Genomic DNA, 18,645 nt, shown 5'->3' on the forward strand with positions numbered 1-18,645 from the left:
GGGGAATAGGTGATGAGAGTCGGCCAGGGTAACACGGCCGCCCTGGCCACCTGTTGATTGAAAAACATTTCATATGGTGCAACCAGGCTGTGGTCGGTCCGGTGCTGCTCCTTTATCCGGACCGGCCGGGATCAAGGAGGACTTGACCATGCCCAGTTTCGCCCAGACCCATTCCCGGGTAACCAGTTATTTCCTGCTCCAGACCGAGAATGACTTAAGACCCATGCTTATGCATGCCGCCCGCTGGAAAAGGCCGGTGCTGATTGTCCCGGCCCTGGCCGATGAGTTCACCCTTGCCGAGAACCTGCCGGTTTTTCAAAATATAGTAAGGGAGCTGGCTGGAGCCCAATACCTGGCTCATATTATTTTCGGCCTGGACCGGGCAACTTATGACGATGTCAAGTGCTGCCTGGCCATTTTAAAGGAGGCGGGGCTTACCAATTTTGTGATCCAGTGGAACGACGGCCCTGCAGTTTCCTTGGTTTACAAGGAACTTGAGGAAGCCGGCTTTGATCTTTCCCAAAGGGGCAAAGGCAGAAACGTCTTTATGGGATTCGGCGTGGCCCTGGCCTTGGGTGCGACCTGTGTAGGGCTTTTAGACGCGGATATCCGCACCTTTAAACGCCGCCAGCTAGACAGATTGTTTTTCCCGGTTCTGCTCCACAATTATCCATTTTGCAAAGCCTTTTACGCCCGCTGGAATAATGAGCGCATGTTTGGGCGGGTGAAACGCCTGCTTTTGGATCCCCTTCTCCTGGCCCTTAAGCGCAAGTTCAGCGAAAGCAGCGAAGAAAAGATGCTGAGGCTGGTGGATTACCTGCTCAGCTTTAAATATCAGCTCTCCGGAGAGGTGGTGCTGGACAGTTGGCTGCTCAAAAAGATGCGCTATTCCCTGGATTGGGGGGTGGAGATTTTCACCTTGATAGAGGTCTGGCGCAAGGCCTCCCAAGTGGCCCAGGTGGAGTTCACCTCCCGTGGCTTTGATCATAAACACCAGCGGGTCAGTCCCGAGGACCCCACCACCGGCCTGCACCGCATGTCTCTGGATATCATAAATAATCTTTTACACGCCCTGATCGTGGAAGAGGGGCTGGGTGTGGGGGAGGAGTTCTTCCGCGACCTTTCCATGACCTATTCCTCCATTGCCGATGAAACAATCAAAAAATATTCCGACATGGCTGAGTTCAACCTGCTGCAATATGACCGGGATCAGGAGGAAAAGATGGTGCGGGAGGTCTTGAGCAAGGCCATTTTACAGACAGGCGACCGGTTGTCCGCCCCTGAGCACACAGCCGAGAAGATGCTGCGCCTCACCTCCGGTTTTAAAGAATTCGAGCCTTTTGTGAAAAACGGTTTACAGTCCGCCATTTTGGAGGTGGAGAAAAAACTGAAGCGCCAGAACCTGGCCGTGCGCCACCTGCCTTCCTGGGAGCGCATTCTGTGGAAGCTGCCGGAAATGGGCAAGAGGATCGTGGATGCCCTGGAAGAGGATAAAAACCGTTTTCGCTAGCAAACTGCGATTACGCACGGGGCCTTATCATTAAAAAAGGCCCCGTGTGACAATTCATCCTATGCGGCGTTTCTTGCCTTGCCAGTATTTGTCCTTAAGGGCTTTTTTGTAGAGTTTGCCGCTGCCGGTTTTGGGGATTTCCCGGACAAAATCTATTGATTTCGGGGCCTTGAAACGGGCCAGTCGCTGCTTTACAAATTCTATGATTTCATTTTCATCGGGCTTGCCGTCCGGCCGGGTCACAATAACCGCTTTTACCGCCTCGCCCCAGGTTTCATCAGGCACTCCGATAACCGCACACTCCAGCACATCGGGGTGTTCATAAAGCACATATTCCACCTCTGTGGAATATACGTTTTCCCCGCCGGTTACGATCATATCCTTGGCCCTGTCCACAATGTTCACATAGCCCTCCCGGTCGATCACGGCCAGGTCGCCGGTGTAGAGCCAGCCGTCCCTAAGGGCTTCTTCGGTCGCCTGGGGCCGGTTCCAGTAACCAGGGGTGACTATGGGGCCTTTTACTATGATTTCGCCAACTTCCTGGTTGTCTGCCGCTATGGCCGAACCGTCCGGGCGCACCACCTTGAGTTCCACTCCGATAAATGCCCTGCCTGTGCGGCTTACAATTTCCAGTTGTTTTTGGGGCTCCAGGTCTTTTAAGTGGTTTTTTAAAATGCTCACTGTGAGATAGGGGCTGGTTTCGGTCATGCCATAGGTCTGGATGTAGTCGCAGCCAAAGGCCTCTACAATGCGCCGTACGGTTTCCGGTGCAATGGGAGCGCCTCCGCTTAAAATGGCCCTTAAGGATGAGTAGTCATAATCCCCAACCTTGGGATGGTTGACCATGAGATTGAGCATGGTGGGAATGAGGTTGGTTATGGTGATTTTTTCTTTGTCAAAGGCCTCCAGCACCAGGCCGGGTTCAAAATAGGGTGTGAGCACATGGGCTCCGCCGACCCAGGTCAAGGCAAAGGTGGCCCAGGCGTCGGCCAGGTGAAACAAGGGCGCCACGTGAATCCAGGTGTCCCGGTCTGCGAGCTTCAGCTCGGCTATGGCCGCCAGGGCGTGAAAGGTCACGTTTCCCTGGGTCAGCATAACCCCTTTGGGTCTCCCGGTGGTGCCGCTGGTGTAATATAGGTGGGCCAGGTCGTTTGATCTCAAGTCCGGAAGAGGAGGCATCTCAGGGGATTCGGCGGCCAAAAGCCCTTCATAGTCAAAAGCGGGGACCTCTAGTTCCGGCCTTTTGGCTTGGCCCATCCAGACCACCCCCTTTATCAGGGGGGAGTCGTCTAAGGCTCCTGCCACCGTGTCTTTGAAATCGGTGTGCGCCAATAATAAGACGGCCTCGGAATCATTGATTATAAAGGCCGCCTCCCTGGCCGAAAGCCTGAAGTTGATGGGGTTGAGAACAGCGCCTAACGCCGCGCAGGCGTAGTATGCCTCCAGAAACTCATGCACATTGGGGGCGATGATGCTGATCGCCTTTCCCTGAACAACACCCTTGGCCAAAAGGGCCCGGGCCAAGCGGGCCACCCGTTCGCCGAATTCACGGTAGGTGAAGGTTTTTTCCTGTTGTCGGATTGCCTTGCGGTCCGGCCACAAATCAAGGGCCTTGCTCAAAGAGAGCATGAGATCCATGTTTGTCTCCATTTAAGGGGCTTTTGCCTCGTTAACGTTTGGTGCGGTGCCAAACCCCGGGGGGTGACGGAATTTCTGCAAGGCCACAACCAGCAAAAGCAGAATAAAGCCGACGAAATCGGCCCACCAATCAGGCCAGAAAAGGCCTGTGGCAGCCAACAGGAACAACAGGGTTTCAAACCAGGTCGCCTTGCGCAGGAAATATCTTTCCAGAGCCGCTGCAAAGGCCACCAGCCCGCAGGCCGTGGTGAGCATGCTTAAGATGACCTCCCAGTGCATAAGGCTGTATTCCTCGCCTATGCCCAAAAGGGGCTTGTAGGCCATGACAATGGGTATGATGTAAAGGCCCTTGGCCAGCTTCCAGGAAACGAAAGCGGTCTCCATGGGGTTGGCCCCGGCCACGCCTGCTCCGGCAAAACTGGCCAGGCTTACAGGCGGCGTGACGTTGGCGTCCTGGGAGTACCAGAAAACGATCATGTGAGTGACCATGATCGGCACGCCCATATCCAGAAGCGCCGGTCCGGCCAGGGTGGCCAGCACTATGTAGCTGGCCGTGACCGGAAGCCCCATGCCGAGCACCAAAGAGGCCGCCCCGATCAAAAGAATGGCCAGCACCTTGATGCCGAAGGAAAGCTCCAGAACCAGGCTGGAAAATTTAAGCCCCATGCCGGTGAGCCCCACCATGCCCACGATTATGCCAGCAGCAGCGCAGGCCACCGAGACCATGATGGCGTTTCTGGCCCCGGTCTCCAGGGCGTTTAAGAGCTTTTTCAGGCCCATGCGGCTTTTTTTGCGGAAAGCTGCGGCCAGGTAGGTGCTTATAACCGCCACAAAACCCGCCATCATGGGAGAGAAGTTGTTAATCAATACGTAGATCAGAATGGCCACCGGCAGGATAAAATGCAGCCCGTCCTTAACCACGTCCCACACCTTGGGCAGGTCTTCCTTTTTCTGGCCCACCAGACCGTATTTTTTGGCCTCGAAGTGCACGAACATCAGCACGGTGAGGTAATACATTATGGCCGGAACCAGGGCCACCTTGATGATGGTGAGGTAACTCGTATTGGTGAATTCGGCCATGAGAAAGGCGCCCGCACCCATAATGGGCGGCATGAGCTGTCCGCCTGTGCTCGCCGCCGCCTCGATGGCCCCGGCCACATGGGGCCGGTAGCCCACCTTTTTCATCATGGGGATGGTGAAGGAACCCGTTGCCACCACATTGCCCACGGCTGAACCGGAGACCGATCCCATGAATCCGCTGGCAATAACACTGGTCTTGGCCGGTCCGCCGCTGTACCTCCCGGTCAGGGAGTAGGCCAGGTCAATAAAGAAGTTGCCCCCGCCGCTAACCTGTAAAAAGGCTCCAAAGAGCACAAAAACAAAGACAAAGGTGGCCGCCACATAGATAGGCACCCCGAAAATTCCTTCCGTGGTGAGCCACAAGGTGGTGGCTATCCTCTCCAGGCTGTAGCCCTTGTGGGCAAAGATCTCCGGCATGTAAGGGCCGTACATGGCATAGATCATGGCCATCACGCAGATGCCGGTCATGATATAGCCTATGACCCTGCGGCAGGCCTCCAACACCAGGATAATGCCGATGCCGCTTACCAGGAAGTCTGTGAAGAGCCAGTCTCCCTGGCGGTCAAAGATATCCTGGAGGTTGTAGACAATATAAAAGGCGCAATACATGCTCAGCCCGGCCAGGAAGATATCGATCAAAAGCCAGATGGTGAATTTGTCCTTGCGCGCGCCGTCAAAGGGAGGGCGCAGTAAAAAGGTGAGCGCCAGTATGGCCGCCAGGTGAACCGAGCGCTGGATCATGGCTGGAAGGGCCATGAGGCCTGCGGTGTAGAGCTGGTAAAGGCTCAGGCAGACGGCCAGCACACTCACCACCTTGGCCAGGACCGCCACAAGAGTAGGGTTGGAATCCGGTTTCAGCCCGTCCCCTGCGGGCCTGTTTTCAGCTTTTGAGGTTTCTGCTGCTGCGGTCATTTGCGGCTCCTGGAGCAAAAGTTTCTGAATTGGGCAGGAATTTCCGCCAGGTTTTTTCCAAAAAGCTCATGGGCCGGATGCTGAACTGAACTGCCTGGCCCGGGGCCAGAAGGGAGAGGTTTGTTCTTTTGGGGCCCACTATCACGGTGTGTCCCACCTTGGGACTGCCCACCCGGAGTACAAAGTCGCCGGTGGGTTTGTGAATGCCCACCAGGCTTTGAAAACCGTCTTTGTTCACGTGTGTGCCGTGACCTTGCCAGTGCCCCATGCCTGCGTTGAAACTGACAAACCGTTCTTCCTCAATAAAAATGCGGCCTTCTTTGTCCACGCTGTGCACCTCCCAGATCGGCATTCCGTTGACTGAGTGGTGATAGTAAAGGGTGAACCCCATTTCCCCTTTCAAAGGGGCTTCCAAAATCGGGTTTTGGTCTGAAAGCCTTGTCACAACAAGTAGTTGTTCGCTAGGTAAAAGCCAGGCAACCAAAAGGGCCAGCCCGGTGAGACAAAGTGCTTTTATTGTCAACCGGGCCGGCTTTTTCATGGATTAACCCTTGGGCATAAGTTTGGCGGGGACTTCCACGCCTTTTTCCTTGAGGTACTTGATCAGCCCCGGGTGCAAGGGAATGGGAGATTGCTTGACTGCGTTTTCAGGTGTGGTGTAACGGGCAAAGGGGTGGATCTTCTGCATGTAGTCGTTTTGGGCAAACAGCACCTTGACCAGGCTGTAGACCAGATCCTCGGGCAGTTCGTTCTGGCAGATAATCACATTCCACACACTGATGGTGGGTGTGGGTTTGTCAACACCCCGGTAAATGCCGCCGTCTAAGTTCCAGGGAGTGTAGAAGCCGTAGGCGTCGGCCACCTTTTTTTGCTGCTCAGGGGTTAAGGTGATCATTTCAATATCATGGGTCGTGGCCAGGTCCATAATAGAGCTGGTTCCGGGAGCCACCACCCAGATGCCTACGTCAATGGTCCCGTCCCTTAAGGCGTTTGCGTTTTCATTAAAGCTGAGCCGCCGCACATTAAAGGAGTCCAGGGGAATGTCCAGCGCCTTGAGCACCAGGTTGGCCATAAAGGCGGTGCCGCTGCCCGGTGAACCGATGCTCACGGTCTTCCCCTTGAAGTCCTTCACGTTTTTAATGCCGGAGCCCTTGCGGGTGACGATCTGCAGAATATTGGGATACATGGCGGCCATGGCCAGGATGTTCTGGGGTTTGTCCTTGAACTTGCCCTCTCCGTTATAGGCCTGATAGGCGACATCGCCCATGATTTCGCCGATAACCGTCTCTCCCTTGTGGGCCAGCTTGACGTTTTCCACACTGGCTCCGGTCACCTCGGCAACCGCCTTGACCCCGGGTACATATTTGGACCAGATTTCGGCCAGGCCGCCGCCATAGGGGTAATAAACCCCGCCGGTGCCGCCGGTGCCGATGGAAATATAGGTGGTTTTGGCTGCGGCGGGCAGGGCAAGGGCCATGACCAGAGCCGCCAGTATCGCCATTACAAGGCTTGTGCGTTTCATGCGTTTAGCCTCCTTGATTTGCATTTGTTGTAATTCTTCAAGCCTGCTGTTGGAAACGGTGTTTTCACCCGGTTGGGGCCATGCCCCCCCGGACAACCCCGCATCAGTAGCTGGCTGACTTGACCATCAGGGTCACGCTCTTGGGCTTTTGGTCCATGCCCTGGACCGGATACTTCACAGTGACTTCCTGGCCGGGCTTTAACACAGGCGGTTTGCCCTTCCTGGGAACCAGCCCACCCACGGCCTTGCCGTTTTCCAGGAAAATATTCACCCGGAAACGCTGGGGCTCACTGCTGACATTTTTCAGGGAGACTCTGAAATAAAGGGACTTTACGTTTTTGTATTTGGCAAAGTGGCAGTCAAAGCCTGTGAGTTTGGCCTCGGGCACCAATGACCTGACCAGGTTGCCCTTGGCCGCGCAGGCAAAACTCTCCGGCTTCGGTGGCGTGGGCTTGGTGGCCGCGCAGCCTGCCATGAAAAATGCGGCCAGGGCCAACACCATGATCGACCATAGTAGAACCCCTCTCTTTGGCTTCATGCTTTTCCTACCTTTCCAGGCGCAAAATCAGTACGCCCTCGTGTTTATGGTCCCCATGCCCCCCTTGGGCCATGAAAGAACGGGTATCGCATGCACCCCTTTAAACCGCCTTGGGTTGAGAGCCTTTTAAAGGGGGAAGCGGGTTTACCAATGTATCGAAACATCTGTTGTTTTATTTTTCGCGATCAATGAATTTGATTTAAATTCTTGCCGCCTTAAAATTATCTAATTTCATGATTTAATTTAGTTTATCTAGTTGTTATTTACCGTTCCCCGAAGGGCTTTCCCTTCCGAAGTGTGCTTTTCAGCCGCTTGGGGAGTCTTTTCCCGACTAGCTCCCAGCTCCTGATATTTGGCGTGCAGAACACCCAGATCCTCGGTCAGGAGGCTTTGGGCCAGTTCAGGTTTTCCATCCCGCACCGCTTTTAGGACAAGCCAGTGAAATGAAAGCACATTTAAACTGATGCTCAGATCCAGCCTGTCCTGCATGGATTCCACCAGAAGTTTGAGTACGGTTTGGCACAGGGCGGTTAAAAGGGGATTGCCGGCCAGGCTCACCAGCCTGCGGTGAAACTCAAGGTTTCCCTTTCTAAGGCTAAGGGCGTCGTCTCTTAATTTTTCCGTTTGAGTCAGCAGGTCTTCCAGGGCGTCTATCTCGTTTTTTTCAGCCCTTTGAGTGGCCAGGGCCGCAGCCGGAGGCTCCAGCAACAGTCTGATTTCAAAGAGATGATCCAGGGAAATGGAGCCGCCCCAAAGCAGATTTCTTATGGAGGTGACCAGCGGCTTATCATAGTCGTCGTTAACAAAGGTTCCCCCTTTTGATCCTTTTCTCACGCTTAAGATGCCGGCCATTTCAAGGGTGCGGATAGCTTCCCGCACCACAACCCGGGAAACCCCGAAACCATTGGACAGATCCCGTTCAGGGGGTATCTTCTGGCCTTTTTTCAGCTCACCGGCCAAAATTTGGCCTCTAATGGCGTCGGCCACCTTTTCATAGGCCCTGCGGCGCTTTGCTGTAGGGTACTTCAAAAACACCTGTTCTCTCTGGGATGAAAATCTTGGTTTTTGTCTGAGTTTTTGTGTTGCTCAACACTCGGACAATAGCCGGCCCGAATGGTGGACTAAGGTTAGCCCTTAAACATCATGCAGTTAGCTTATTCCTACTGTCAAGCTAAAATATAGCCGTGATGCGGCTAGGAAAAGGCTATGTAAAGGTAATAATACTAACTTAATGGAATAAGAAGGTTTTTGAGTTTTAAAAAAAACGGCATATTAACCGGAAGTGACGCATCGTTGCTCCTTGACGCCCGTCCGGACCGGGCGTACCCTGCCCGGCATGGAGACAATTCACCCTAAAGAAAAGGCCTCCGCGCCTTTATGGAAACAAGCCCTGAAGCAGGGCCTGTTGCGCACCAGGTCTTTGGCCTGTTTTTTGTTAAAGGTGGTGCTGCCTTTTTACGTGGCCTCGGAACTTTTGATGGCCACAGGCGTTTTGACCTGGGCGTCGGCTTTTCTGGAACCGGTGATGAATCTTTTCAAATTGCCTCCCGAAGCTGCCGCTGCCCTGACTATCGGCATGTTCGCCAGCCTTTACGCCGCCGCCGCCGTGGCGGCTCCCCTGGGGATGACCCCTGAACAGGTTACCGTGCTGGGCCTGATATTGGGTATTGCCCATGCCCTTCCCGTGGAAGGGGCTATTGTCAGAGAGCTTGTCCCCCAAAAGCACTACCAGCTTGTCTGCCTGAGGTTGGCGGTGGGCCTGGCCACAGGCTGGGTGGCTGCGGAGATTCTGATCTGATGGAGCTTTGGCAGACTATTTTTCATTCTACCTTTGACGGCCTGGTTCTTTGCGTGGAGCTGGTGTTTCTAATGGCTCCGCTTTTGATCGGCTACGAACTGGCCAAGGCCTATGGTGTTTTTGAGCGTCCTGTTCCCGGAGTGGGTCCGGTTCTGACCAGGCTGGGATTGGGTCCCGGAGCCCTGCTCCCCTTGCTGGCCGGGATTTTTCTGGGCCTTATGTATGGAGCCGGCATCCTGATCGCCATGAGCCGGGAGCAGGGGCTGGATCAAAGGGAAAGGCTGGCGCTCGCGGTTTTTCTGGTGATCTGTCACGGAGTGATTGAGGATACGGCCCTCTTTGTTCTTTTGGGCGGGTCGACCATGGGAATGGTGCTGCCCAGGGTTCTGTTGGCTGTGCTTATTTGCCTCTGGTTGGCCAGGCGCGGAAAAAACAAAACCCCTGGTGCGTTGACCCATCGCCGGTCACAGGCTATAACTGAAAAACAATCAACGGAATAAGATTTTTCCGTTCGTATCCGCCAAGGCCTGAAATGAGTGGCTTTATGTTACTCGGGCAGTAAAACAAAACCAAAGTCCCGCCCCAGACCAAGGTTTTTTTTCGGCGGCCATTAAAATGACCGGATGATCTAATTTCCGCTTCCAAAACGCTTAGACACCATAATTTTCAATATGGGTCCGGGGCCCTTCACGCCCCAACCCCATCAAGGAGCGATCCATGAAAGACCATACCCATGATTTTGTAGAAGACTATACAGGCCTGGTCGGCTATGGCCTGGATCGCGATACCGATGAGGCAACAGTTCAATTTTACTTACAAAAATTTTCCGACGATGTCTGTATGAGAAAGATCCTGCCGAGGATGGAGCAAAAGGATCTTGACACCGTATTTGAGCTGATCAGCGAACTTTTGCGTAAACATTTTTCAGAGCCTGAATACCATGCTGTCTTTTTAAAGGATGAAAGTCACGGGAGTTAATTATGCCTGGGCAAAAAGATGCCTTGCAAATAAAGATGGGGATGGTCAGGGGGATACTGGAAGGGGCTTTTTTCTCGCCTTTGCAGACCAACGACTGGATGGGGTTTCATTTTAATCAGCCCGGATTGTTGGGCCTGGAAGATTCCGAGCTGTTTGACCTGTTTGTACGCGGCGCCATTGCCGCCGAGAATCTCTATCCGGAAGAAGTCCCCGGCCGCATGCCTCTGGCCTGGTTTTGTTCCATGCCCGATCCGGCTCCGGTGCTGGCCCATGTTCTGGCCAGCCTGCGTCATGACCGTCCGTTTCTTTTTCACCGCACCCTGGTCACCCTGCCCGCAGTGGCGGGGGGCAAGATAGACCCCAAAGACTATGACCTGGTGGAAGATTTTTTGGCCAAGGCCCTGGTCGAGCACAGCGAGTTGAAACAGGCTGCCCAGGCCGAGTTGGACGCCATTGAACGCCGCATGCTCATGGCCACGGGATTTTCGGATCAGGGCTTGCCGGAAGAGGTTTTCAAAATAACCGAAGATGTTTTTTCCCAACTTGATCTTTCCGATATTTCAACGGATGTGGAACTCACCCTTCTGCTCTCTAAGTCAGATGCCTTGAAAGACGTTTCGCCTCAACTGGCGCCTGCGGTGATAGGCGAATCCTGGAGCAGGTATGCCGGGGCCATACTCGGTGTAAGGCCGGATCTCAAGATTCTGGGCAGCTCCAATCCCAAACTGAACCTCACCACGGATGAGTTGGCCCTTTATGTGCATCCAGGAGCCAAGGCCGGACATATAATCGAGGCGGTTTGTCCCTATTGCCAGGCCAAGGCCTCTTTGAGCCTGGGCAAGGAGGTGAAGCGGCTGGGCGGTTGCGAACACCTTATCTATGTGGGCACCAACGACGAGGTGCATCTCATGGATGTGCTCGGGCATTTTGACGTGGGCTCGGAATTCCGGACTCTGATGGCTTCTTATTATCAGTCGCCCGCTGATCTGGATCTTTTTGCCACTGTGGTGAACGATATGTTTGAGATGCTGGTGCACCAGGGCAGGCTGGAGATTCTGCCGGTGAGTTGCGCCACGGCCGAGTTTGGCTTTTATAATCTGATGGCGTATTTTGCCGCTGATGAAGAGGAACCTTCCCACACCCACTGAGACTGGAGGCATGCAACTTGGCTGGTTTAAGCCCTGCCCGCAAGGAATCGGATTCGTGGAACTGGTCTTTTCCGGCTGATTACCGCCTGGTTCCGTCCGAATATTTGCTGCCCCGTCTTGCGAATGCGCGCCTTTTATGTGAACAGATGGGCCTGGACGGGCTTTTGTTCACTGGTTGTGTGGATGTTTACTATTTAACCGGCACCATGCAACAGGGTGTCTTGTTCACCGATGTTTCGGGCGCGCCGCACCTATACTTAAGAAGGCATGCGGGCAGGGGAGCCCAGGAGAGCCCCTTTGAGGTGACTGCCGTAAGGGGCCTGACCCAGGTGGCAAAAGATATGGCAGGCCATCTGCCGGCCAAACCCAGGCTGGGGGCCTGTCTGGATATACTGCCGGTGAATGATTACCTGGCCTGGCAAAAACGCCTGCCCGGCCTGGAGCTGGTGGATATCAGTCCGGCCTGGGCTGATATCAAGGGTGTAAAGGATGATTTTGAGCTCAGTGCCATGGCCGAGACCGGGCAATTGGCGGTCGAGGTGTATGAAAAGGCGCCGGAGTTTTTAAAGCCGGGAGTGAGCGAGGTGTGGGCGGCGGGGCAGATCATAGCCCTGGCCATGTCCAAGGGGCATATAAATATCCTGCGCACCAGGGGCCAGTACATGGATAACTACACCTGGCATCTGGTTTCGGGCCCTGAGGGCTCCATGCCGAGCACTGTGGACGCCGCGGCCAGCGGTTACGGACTTTCCCCGGCCTTTCCCCAGGGGGCGAGCTTAAAGATCCTGCGTAAAAACGAACCCATTGTGGTGGATATCGGTTTTTGCCTGCACGGGTATCAGACCGATCAGACCCGCACCTATTGTCTGGGCAAGGCCTCGGCCATGGTGAAGAAAGCCCATGACTGCCTGGTTGAGGTTGAAGAAGCCATAACCGCGGCCCTGGTTCCGGGCGCAGTCAGTGGAGAGATCTTTGACGCGGCCCAAAAAGTGGCCAAGGCGCATCACATGGAAGACGTCTTTCTGGGCCAGCCCGGTCATCGTATACGTTTTGTGGGCCACGGCCTGGGGTTGGAGCTGGGCGCTCCTCCTTATCTGCTGCAAGGCTCCAAGGAAGTGGTCCGGGCCAACCAGGCCTATGCCCTGGAATTGAAAATCACCCTGGATGAGGGACCGGTGGGGCTGGAGAACACCTTTGTGGTGACTGAATCAGGCCCCCCCAGGCTGCTTTCACCAATACCCAACCGGCTTTTTGAGCTGGATGTTTAAACTCCTTTGGCGGCAGCCGGTTTAGGAGGCAACAGTTATGAACCGAAGCCTTGTGGTGCTTTTGTTGAGGCTTATCCTGGGCGCTTTGGGCGGCTGGTTTCTGGCCCATTTCTTTTTTCCCAATTCCAGCCCCTGGCTGGCGGTGATATTGGGCGCCATTGTGGTGGTGGCGGCTTATGCCTCTGAGGCCTGGCGCTTGATGAGGCAGAAAAAGTAAATCATCGCCAGCAACCTGTGTTCAGCAAGCTAAAGGCCGTTCGGATTTTTCCGAACGGCCTTTCAGGTATGGCTATGTATATTTGGTTCAGTCCATGGCCTTGATCACCTCTTGGGCCATCTCCATGGTGGAGAGGCTGCCGCCCAAGTCGCGGGTGGTCTTGCCCTGGGTCAGGCATGTTTCAAGGGCGTTTTGCACCTTTTGGGCAGCCTGTTTTTCTCCCAGATGCTCAAGCATCATGGCCCCGCACATAATCGCCGCAGAAGGGTTAACCACCCCTTGCCCGGCAATATCAGGGGCCGAACCGTGTACAGGTTCGAAGAGTGCGTGTTCATCCCCCAGGTTGGCGCTGGGGCAGAGTCCAAGACCGCCAATCACCCCGGCGGCCAGGTCGCTTAAGATGTCGCCGAACAGGTTGGTGGTGACGATCACATCGAATTCCTCGGGCCGCTGGACTATGCGCATGGCGACCGAATCCACCAGGGCCTCTTCATATTCGATCTCCGGGAATTCAGGGGCCACCTTGCGGCAGCAATCCAAAAACATTCCGTCCGTAATCTTAAGCACATTCACCTTGTGTACGGCAGTAACCTTTTTCCGGCCGTTAGTTTTTGCGTATTCAAAGGCATGCCTGGCGATTCTAAGGCTTGCGGTCTTGGTGATTATGCGGGTGGCAGTGGTCACATCGTCGGTAAGGCGGGTCTCAATACCCGCGTAAAGGCATTCGGTGTTCTCCCTCACCACCATTATGTCGGTCTGGGGATGGATGCAGGGCACTCCCTTAAAGGCCTGGCTGGGGCGCAGGTTGACATAGGTGCCCAGTTCCGCCCTTAGCCTTAAGATAACCTTGGCGGCCGATACTCCAACTGCGCCAAAGAGCACTGCCTGGGCTGCCTGAGCGCCTTTGATCGTCTCATCCGGCATGGCCTGGCCGGTTTTTTCCAGATGATTGTCCCCTGCCGGATACTCGCTGAACTCAAAGGAAAGCCCGGTGGCCTTGAGAACTTCCAACTGGGCCGCCACCACTTCCGGGCCGACTCCGTCTCCGGGAATCACAGCTATATTGTATGTTGTACTCATAATGGAACCTTTCTATGCGTCGGCCCTGGCCACACCGGCCTGCCAGGGGGTGTCGTGTCCTTTTTCATATTCTTCTATGGCTGCTTGGCGGGCCAGGGTCAGCCCTATGTTGTCCAGGCCCTTGAGCAGGCGCTCCTTGCGGGCTTCGGTAATCTCAAAACCGGTTGAAAAGCCGTCTGAACCGGTGAGGGTCTGGTTGGGGAGGTCCACTGTAATTTCATAACCCTCCCGGTCAAGGCAGCGTTCAAACCATTGGTCCATGTCTGCCGTGGACTGCTCCACCAGGAGCATTCCGTTGTTGAAACTGTTGTTTCTGAATATATCGGCAAAGCTGGGGGCGATAATCACCTTGAACCCGTAATCCAACAGGGCCCAGGCGGCATGCTCCCGGCTGGAGCCGCCGCCAAAGTTTTCCCTGCCCAAAAGGATGCTGGCTCCGAGATAGCGCTTTTGATTCAGGGTAAAATCCGGGTTGGGCTGGTTGTTTTCCAGAAAGCGGTGGTGAAAGAACAAAAAGTCCCCATAGCCTTTTCTTTCCACCCTTTTTAGAAACTGTTTGGGAATTATTTGGTCTGTGTCCGCATTGGCCAGATCCAAAGGCGCGGCCAGGCCCTTGTGCACGTCAAATTTATCCATTTTTATCTTCTCCTAACACCCTGGTCGCTTCAGGCTGCGCAGACCCATTTGCGCACATCGGTCAATCTGCCGGTAAGAGCGGATACGGCGGCTGTGGCCGGACTGACCAGATGGGTGCGCGAACCCTGTCCCTGACGGTCCTGGAAGTTTCTGTTGCTGGTGGAGGCTGCCCGCTGGCCCGGTCCCACCTGATCCGGATTCATGGCCAGGCACATGCTGCAACCGGGAGTGCGCCACTCGAAACCGGCGTCTATAAATATACGGTCCAGCCCCATCTCTTCCGCCTGGCTTTTCACCTTGCCGGAGCCGGGTACGGCGAGCGCCCTGACTGTGGGTGCGATTTTGCGCCCTTTTATCAGTTCCGCCGCCTGGATGAGGTCTGTGAGCCTGCCGTTGGTGCAAGAGCCGATAAAGACCGTGTCTATGGGTATCTCGGTCATCAGGGCGCCCGGTTTGAGATCCATGTAGGCCAGGGCCTTTTCAGCGGCCTGACGCTCTTCCGGTGTGGCCAGGGTCTTGGGGTCAGGCACCTGACCGTCTATCTCGACCGATTGGGCGGGGTTGGTGCCCCAGGTAACCCTGGGCCCCATCTCCGAGGCGTTTAAGGTCAGCTCTTTGTCAAAGGCCGCATCAGGGTCGCTCGGCAGGGTGCGCCAGTATTCCACGGCCTTTTCAAAATCCCGGCCCTTCGGCGCAAACAGCCTGTCCTTGAGGTAGGCAAAGGTCACCTCGTCCGGGGCGATAAACCCGGCCTTGGCTCCGCATTCCACGCTCATGTTGCAGACGGTCATGCGTTCTTCCATGTCCAGCCCGGTAATGCCCGTGCCCTGGTACTCGATCATATGTCCTGTGCCGCCGCTGAAGCCAAGGCGGGCTATGACGGCCAGGATAAGGTCTTTGGCCGAGACCGGTTTTTTAAGCTCACCTGTGACCTTCACCACCATACTCTTGGGTTTGGCCTGGGGAAGGCATTGGGTGGCCATGATGTGCTCCACCTCGCTGGTGCCGACCCCAAAGGCCAGGGCTCCGAAGGCGCCGTGGGTGGTGGTGTGGCTGTCTCCACAGAATACGGTCTGCCCCGGCAGGATCACTCCCAACTCCGGCATGACAACATGGATGACTCCCTGGTTGGGATGGTCCATGCCCATACAGTACACCTTGAATTCGCTGGTGTTCCGTTCCAGTGCGGCCAGCTGGGCCTCTGCCACCGGATCCGCCAGGGGACGGCTTCTATCCGGGTCGGTGGGTGTGACATGGTCGGCCACGCCAAAGGTAAGGTCTGGTCTCCTCAGCTTGCGCCCTGCCAGGCGCAGGCCCTCAAAGGCCTGGGGTGAGGTGACTTCGTGCAGAAGGTGCCGGTCCACATAAAGCAGAGAGACATTGCCTTCCAGTTGATCCACCAAATGGGCTTGCCATATTTTCTCTAGCATGGTGGACATGGTCAGCTATTCTCCTTCCTGGTTATGGTTTCGCCCTTGAGGCGAATCAGGTGATTTATACAGGTGACAAGCGCATCCACGCTTGCCATGACGATATCCAAATGAGCGCTGCTTGCACTTATGCGGTTGGTTGTTTCCTGGTCTTCCACGGTTACCTGCACCCGGACCGTGGCGTCCGAGCCGCCGGAGACGGCATTGACATAGTATTCCGTGATCTCCATGCCCGAGTCTTTGCCCAGCATGCGTTTAACCGCGCAAAAGGCTGCGTCCACCGGCCCCACGCCGACTTGGGCCTCTATGCGGGTTTTGCCGTGAACCTTGGCCTGCACACTGGCTGTGGGGGCGATCTGGTCGCCGGTGGTCACCACCAGCTGTTCAAGCAGCACAGCCCGGGCCGGAGGCCGGTTCTTTTGCATCACACTTTCGGCCAGGGCAAAAAGGTCCGAGTTGAGCAGTTGCTTGCCCTTGGATGTAATGGCCCGGGCTTGATTGTATATTTCCATAAGCTCTTGCGGCTCGGGTTCAAGTCCCGCTTCGGAAAGCACCCTTGCCAAACCCTTTTTCCCGGTGTGCTTGCCCACTCCCAATCTGCGGCTGTGCCCCACCATTTCAGGGGTCATGAGCGCCGGTTCAAAGGTGCGGCTGTCTTTGATAACCCCGGTCGCATGGATGCCGCTTTCATGGGTAAAGGCGTTTTGCCCAACCACCGCCTTGTTGCGGGGCACGGCCGCCTGGCTTATGCGCTCCACCAATCGGCAGGCCGGATAAAGCAGCCTGGTGTTTATTTTCGTGTCAATCTCTTCCAGACAGGTAAGGGCCATGACAACTTCTTCCAGGGCCGCATTGCCCGCCCTTTCTCCCAGGCCGTTTAAACACACTTGGGCCATTTCGGCCCCCGCCTCTATTCCGGCCAGGGTGTTGGCAACGGCCAGGCCAAAGTCATTTTTGCAATGTATGGCCAGGGGGACTGTCACCGTTTTTTTAACCATTGCTGCCAGTTGCCTGATAAACGCCGGTCGTGCGATTCCCACCGTGTCGGTAATGGCGATCCAGTCCGCGCCCGCCTTTTCCGCCGTCAGACAGGCTTTCCGTAAAAAATCCGGTTCCGTGCGGGTGGCGTCCATGGGAGTGAACATGGCCGTACGTTTAGCCGCCTTGACCGCTTTTACCGACTTTGCTATGGCCAAAAGGGTCTGTTCGTAATCCACACCCGATTGACGGGCCATCTGGATTTGGCTGGTGGAGGCGATAAGATTCACCATCTGCGCTCCACTTTCCAGGGCCGGGTCAATATCCTTGGGCACAACCCGGGCCATGGCGGATACCTGGCAGGAAACCTCTTGGGCGACTTTGGCCACAGCTTCCTTTTCCTGTTCGGAATTGGCCGGAAAACCCGCTTCGATCACGGCCACGCCCAACTGGTCAAGTTTTTTGGCTATGCTCAGCTTGTCGGTGAGGGAAAAGGCAAGTCCGGGCATTTGTTCACCATCCCTTAAGGTGGTGTCAAAGATGGAAACAGACCTTTTCACCTGCACAGTATCCCTGGACATTGCACGGAACTGTCCTTTGTCTTGTGCAATCCTTGCCTGTAAGAGTTGGGCTTGGCCGAAAGGCCGGGCCTTTGCCTTGGATTGCCGCCCCCATATGGAATCGGGCGTATACATCCATAGCAAAGCGCTTTCAGGCTTACGCAAATATGTGCGCGGTCTTCACCCTGCGATAATCCTCTCACTTACGTGAGTATAAAAACCTGCAGGTAAGGATTTTGGACCGCCTATGGTGATGTGCCGGTAACTCCTCCCATAACCGAGCAAACCGAGGCGGCATGGAGGAGTAACTTAAAATATTATTCTTGTTTTTACAAAGATTTTTTCAAAAAATTCACAAAAAACAGGCCTTCAGGTCATGGTGATGCTTTCTCCGGGCCTTTATATAGGGGGAAGACTGAAATAATTAAAAAAAATGATGTGTTGGCTAAAATGGGCGGTGCGAAGCCAAGGTTGGGGGGAAATGAAGATCAGGTCCGGCACCAGATGGTGAACCAGGTGTCTTCCGCCTGTTTTTCCTGTTCTATTTTATAGCCCCTGGCGGTTATCAGGTCTTTTAAAGGCCCTATCTGACTTCTGGTGACGCCGCTCAGGATAAGATCTTTTTTGCCCTCTAAAAGGGATCGGTCCTGCCAGAGATCCCTTTGAATCTCCCAGTGGATATTAGCCAGAACCACCTCGGCCGGGTTGGCAAGATAGTCTGCGGCAGGGCCTTCCTCCACCTGTGCTTCCACCTGGTTAAGTTCGGCATTGGCCTGGGTGGTTTTTATACATAGCGGATTAAGGTCCACGGCCAGAAGGGATTCCGCCCCCCAGAGGCAGGCGGCTATGCCCAAAATGCCGGTTCCGCAGCCCAGGTCCGTGACCCTGCCCAAGGGAGCGGCTTTTGCCCTTTGTCCTAAAAATTCCAGACAATGCCTGGTGGTCGGGTGCAGCCCGTTGCCAAACACCAGGCCCGGATCAAGCTTTAAGAGTTTGCCTGCGAAGGAGCCGGGAAGGCTGGGTTCCCAGGCGGGAACCACAGCCAGATCCATCACCACCAAGGGCTCAAGCTCCATGCCGCCCTGCCAGTCCTCATAGGTCAGATAGTGGCGATCCAGCAGTTTGAGGCTTTGATCCGAGGCCAACAGAGTATCCATGTAATTTTCCACAGGCCGGGAAAAGAACACAAAACTGCTGTCACCTTCAAGCCACAATCCCAGATACTCGGCCGGCGGTGTTTTAAGCGCTTTTCTAGCGTCCCCTGCAATTTCGTATATGTGCAGGTGTTCGTAGGGAGCCTTTTTCATGAAGGCAATAATAGAGTAAACCCGCAGTATGCGCCAGGGCTAGCC

General features: G+C 55.1%; 18 protein-coding genes. 7 read left to right on the forward strand and 11 right to left on the reverse strand.

Annotated features, from left to right (window positions below; translation table 11 throughout):
• Positions 1–148: 148 nt before the first annotated feature.
• On the forward strand, positions 149–1,510 hold the full coding sequence (locus X474_RS00250) for a glycosyltransferase family protein (RefSeq protein ID WP_044346063.1): 1,362 nt from the start codon (positions 149–151) through the stop codon (positions 1,508–1,510).
• A 54-nt stretch (positions 1,511–1,564) separates the two neighbouring features.
• Here the strand turns inward: X474_RS00250 and X474_RS00255 are convergent, their stop codons facing one another.
• From X474_RS00255 to X474_RS00280, 6 genes are all read right to left on the reverse strand, one after another.
• Positions 1,565–3,148, reverse strand: a complete 1,584-nt coding sequence (locus X474_RS00255; RefSeq protein WP_052514660.1) for a long-chain-fatty-acid--CoA ligase — start codon at positions 3,146–3,148, stop codon at positions 1,565–1,567.
• 12 nt (positions 3,149–3,160) lie between these two features.
• Positions 3,161–5,140, reverse strand: a complete 1,980-nt coding sequence (locus tag X474_RS00260; RefSeq protein WP_082464051.1) for a TRAP transporter permease — start codon at positions 5,138–5,140, stop codon at positions 3,161–3,163.
• Positions 5,109–5,681, reverse strand: coding sequence for a DUF1850 domain-containing protein (locus X474_RS00265; protein WP_044346065.1), 573 nt, complete (start codon positions 5,679–5,681; stop codon positions 5,109–5,111). Before X474_RS00265 ends, X474_RS00260 begins: the two co-directional genes overlap by 32 nt.
• A gap of 3 nt (positions 5,682–5,684) precedes the next feature.
• Positions 5,685–6,662: a TAXI family TRAP transporter solute-binding subunit gene (locus X474_RS00270; RefSeq protein WP_044346066.1), complete on the reverse strand. Its 978-nt coding sequence runs from the start codon at positions 6,660–6,662 to the stop codon at positions 5,685–5,687.
• 103 nt (positions 6,663–6,765) lie between these two features.
• Positions 6,766–7,200, reverse strand: coding sequence for a hypothetical protein (locus X474_RS00275; RefSeq protein ID WP_156360555.1), 435 nt, complete (start codon positions 7,198–7,200; stop codon positions 6,766–6,768).
• A gap of 252 nt (positions 7,201–7,452) precedes the next feature.
• Complete coding sequence (locus tag X474_RS00280; protein ID WP_197281898.1) at positions 7,453–8,229, reverse strand: FadR/GntR family transcriptional regulator; 777 nt, start codon at positions 8,227–8,229, stop codon at positions 7,453–7,455.
• A 307-nt stretch (positions 8,230–8,536) separates the two neighbouring features.
• Between X474_RS00280 and X474_RS00285 the strand changes: the two genes are divergently transcribed.
• From X474_RS00285 to X474_RS00310, 6 genes are all read left to right on the forward strand, one after another.
• Complete coding sequence (locus tag X474_RS00285; protein WP_052514662.1) at positions 8,537–8,998, forward strand: nucleoside recognition domain-containing protein; 462 nt, start codon at positions 8,537–8,539, stop codon at positions 8,996–8,998.
• Positions 8,998–9,498, forward strand: coding sequence for a hypothetical protein (locus tag X474_RS00290; RefSeq protein WP_052514663.1), 501 nt, complete (start codon positions 8,998–9,000; stop codon positions 9,496–9,498). The genes X474_RS00285 and X474_RS00290 overlap by 1 nt, the downstream gene beginning before the upstream one ends.
• 217 nt (positions 9,499–9,715) lie before the next feature.
• Positions 9,716–9,976, forward strand: coding sequence for a hypothetical protein (locus X474_RS00295; RefSeq protein ID WP_044346068.1), 261 nt, complete (start codon positions 9,716–9,718; stop codon positions 9,974–9,976).
• A gap of 2 nt (positions 9,977–9,978) precedes the next feature.
• The gene (locus tag X474_RS00300) at positions 9,979–11,124 is read left to right on the forward strand and encodes a hypothetical protein (RefSeq protein WP_044346069.1); all 1,146 of its coding nucleotides are present in this window, start codon (positions 9,979–9,981) and stop codon (positions 11,122–11,124) included.
• A gap of 17 nt (positions 11,125–11,141) precedes the next feature.
• On the forward strand, positions 11,142–12,392 hold the full coding sequence (locus X474_RS00305) for a M24 family metallopeptidase (RefSeq protein ID WP_044346070.1): 1,251 nt from the start codon (positions 11,142–11,144) through the stop codon (positions 12,390–12,392).
• A 37-nt stretch (positions 12,393–12,429) separates the two neighbouring features.
• Positions 12,430–12,609 carry a hypothetical protein gene (locus tag X474_RS00310; RefSeq protein ID WP_044346071.1) on the forward strand — a complete coding sequence of 60 codons (180 nt, stop codon included), beginning with the start codon at positions 12,430–12,432 and terminating at the stop codon, positions 12,607–12,609.
• 87 nt (positions 12,610–12,696) lie between these two features.
• Here X474_RS00310 and X474_RS00315 read toward each other — a convergent pair whose 3' ends face one another.
• From X474_RS00315 to X474_RS00335, 5 genes are all read right to left on the reverse strand, one after another.
• On the reverse strand, positions 12,697–13,689 hold the full coding sequence (locus tag X474_RS00315; protein WP_044346072.1) for an isocitrate/isopropylmalate dehydrogenase family protein: 993 nt from the start codon (positions 13,687–13,689) through the stop codon (positions 12,697–12,699).
• A 12-nt stretch (positions 13,690–13,701) separates the two neighbouring features.
• Positions 13,702–14,325 (reverse strand): 3-isopropylmalate dehydratase small subunit, encoded by a 624-nt coding sequence (gene leuD / locus X474_RS00320; RefSeq protein ID WP_044346073.1) that lies wholly within the window; start codon positions 14,323–14,325, stop codon positions 13,702–13,704.
• Between the two features lie 29 nt (positions 14,326–14,354).
• Entirely contained in the window at positions 14,355–15,764 is a 1,410-nt protein-coding gene (leuC, locus tag X474_RS00325; protein WP_044346074.1) for a 3-isopropylmalate dehydratase large subunit, read from the reverse strand.
• A 2-nt stretch (positions 15,765–15,766) separates the two neighbouring features.
• Positions 15,767–17,314, reverse strand: a complete 1,548-nt coding sequence (locus X474_RS00330; protein WP_044346075.1) for a 2-isopropylmalate synthase — start codon at positions 17,312–17,314, stop codon at positions 15,767–15,769.
• A gap of 467 nt (positions 17,315–17,781) precedes the next feature.
• Positions 17,782–18,450: a 50S ribosomal protein L11 methyltransferase gene (locus X474_RS00335; RefSeq protein WP_197281899.1), complete on the reverse strand. Its 669-nt coding sequence runs from the start codon at positions 18,448–18,450 to the stop codon at positions 17,782–17,784.
• Between the last annotated feature and the right edge of the window lie 195 nt (positions 18,451–18,645).

Source organism: Dethiosulfatarculus sandiegensis (assembly GCF_000931935.2).
Lineage (GTDB): Bacteria > Desulfobacterota > Desulfarculia > Desulfarculales > Desulfarculaceae > Dethiosulfatarculus > Dethiosulfatarculus sandiegensis.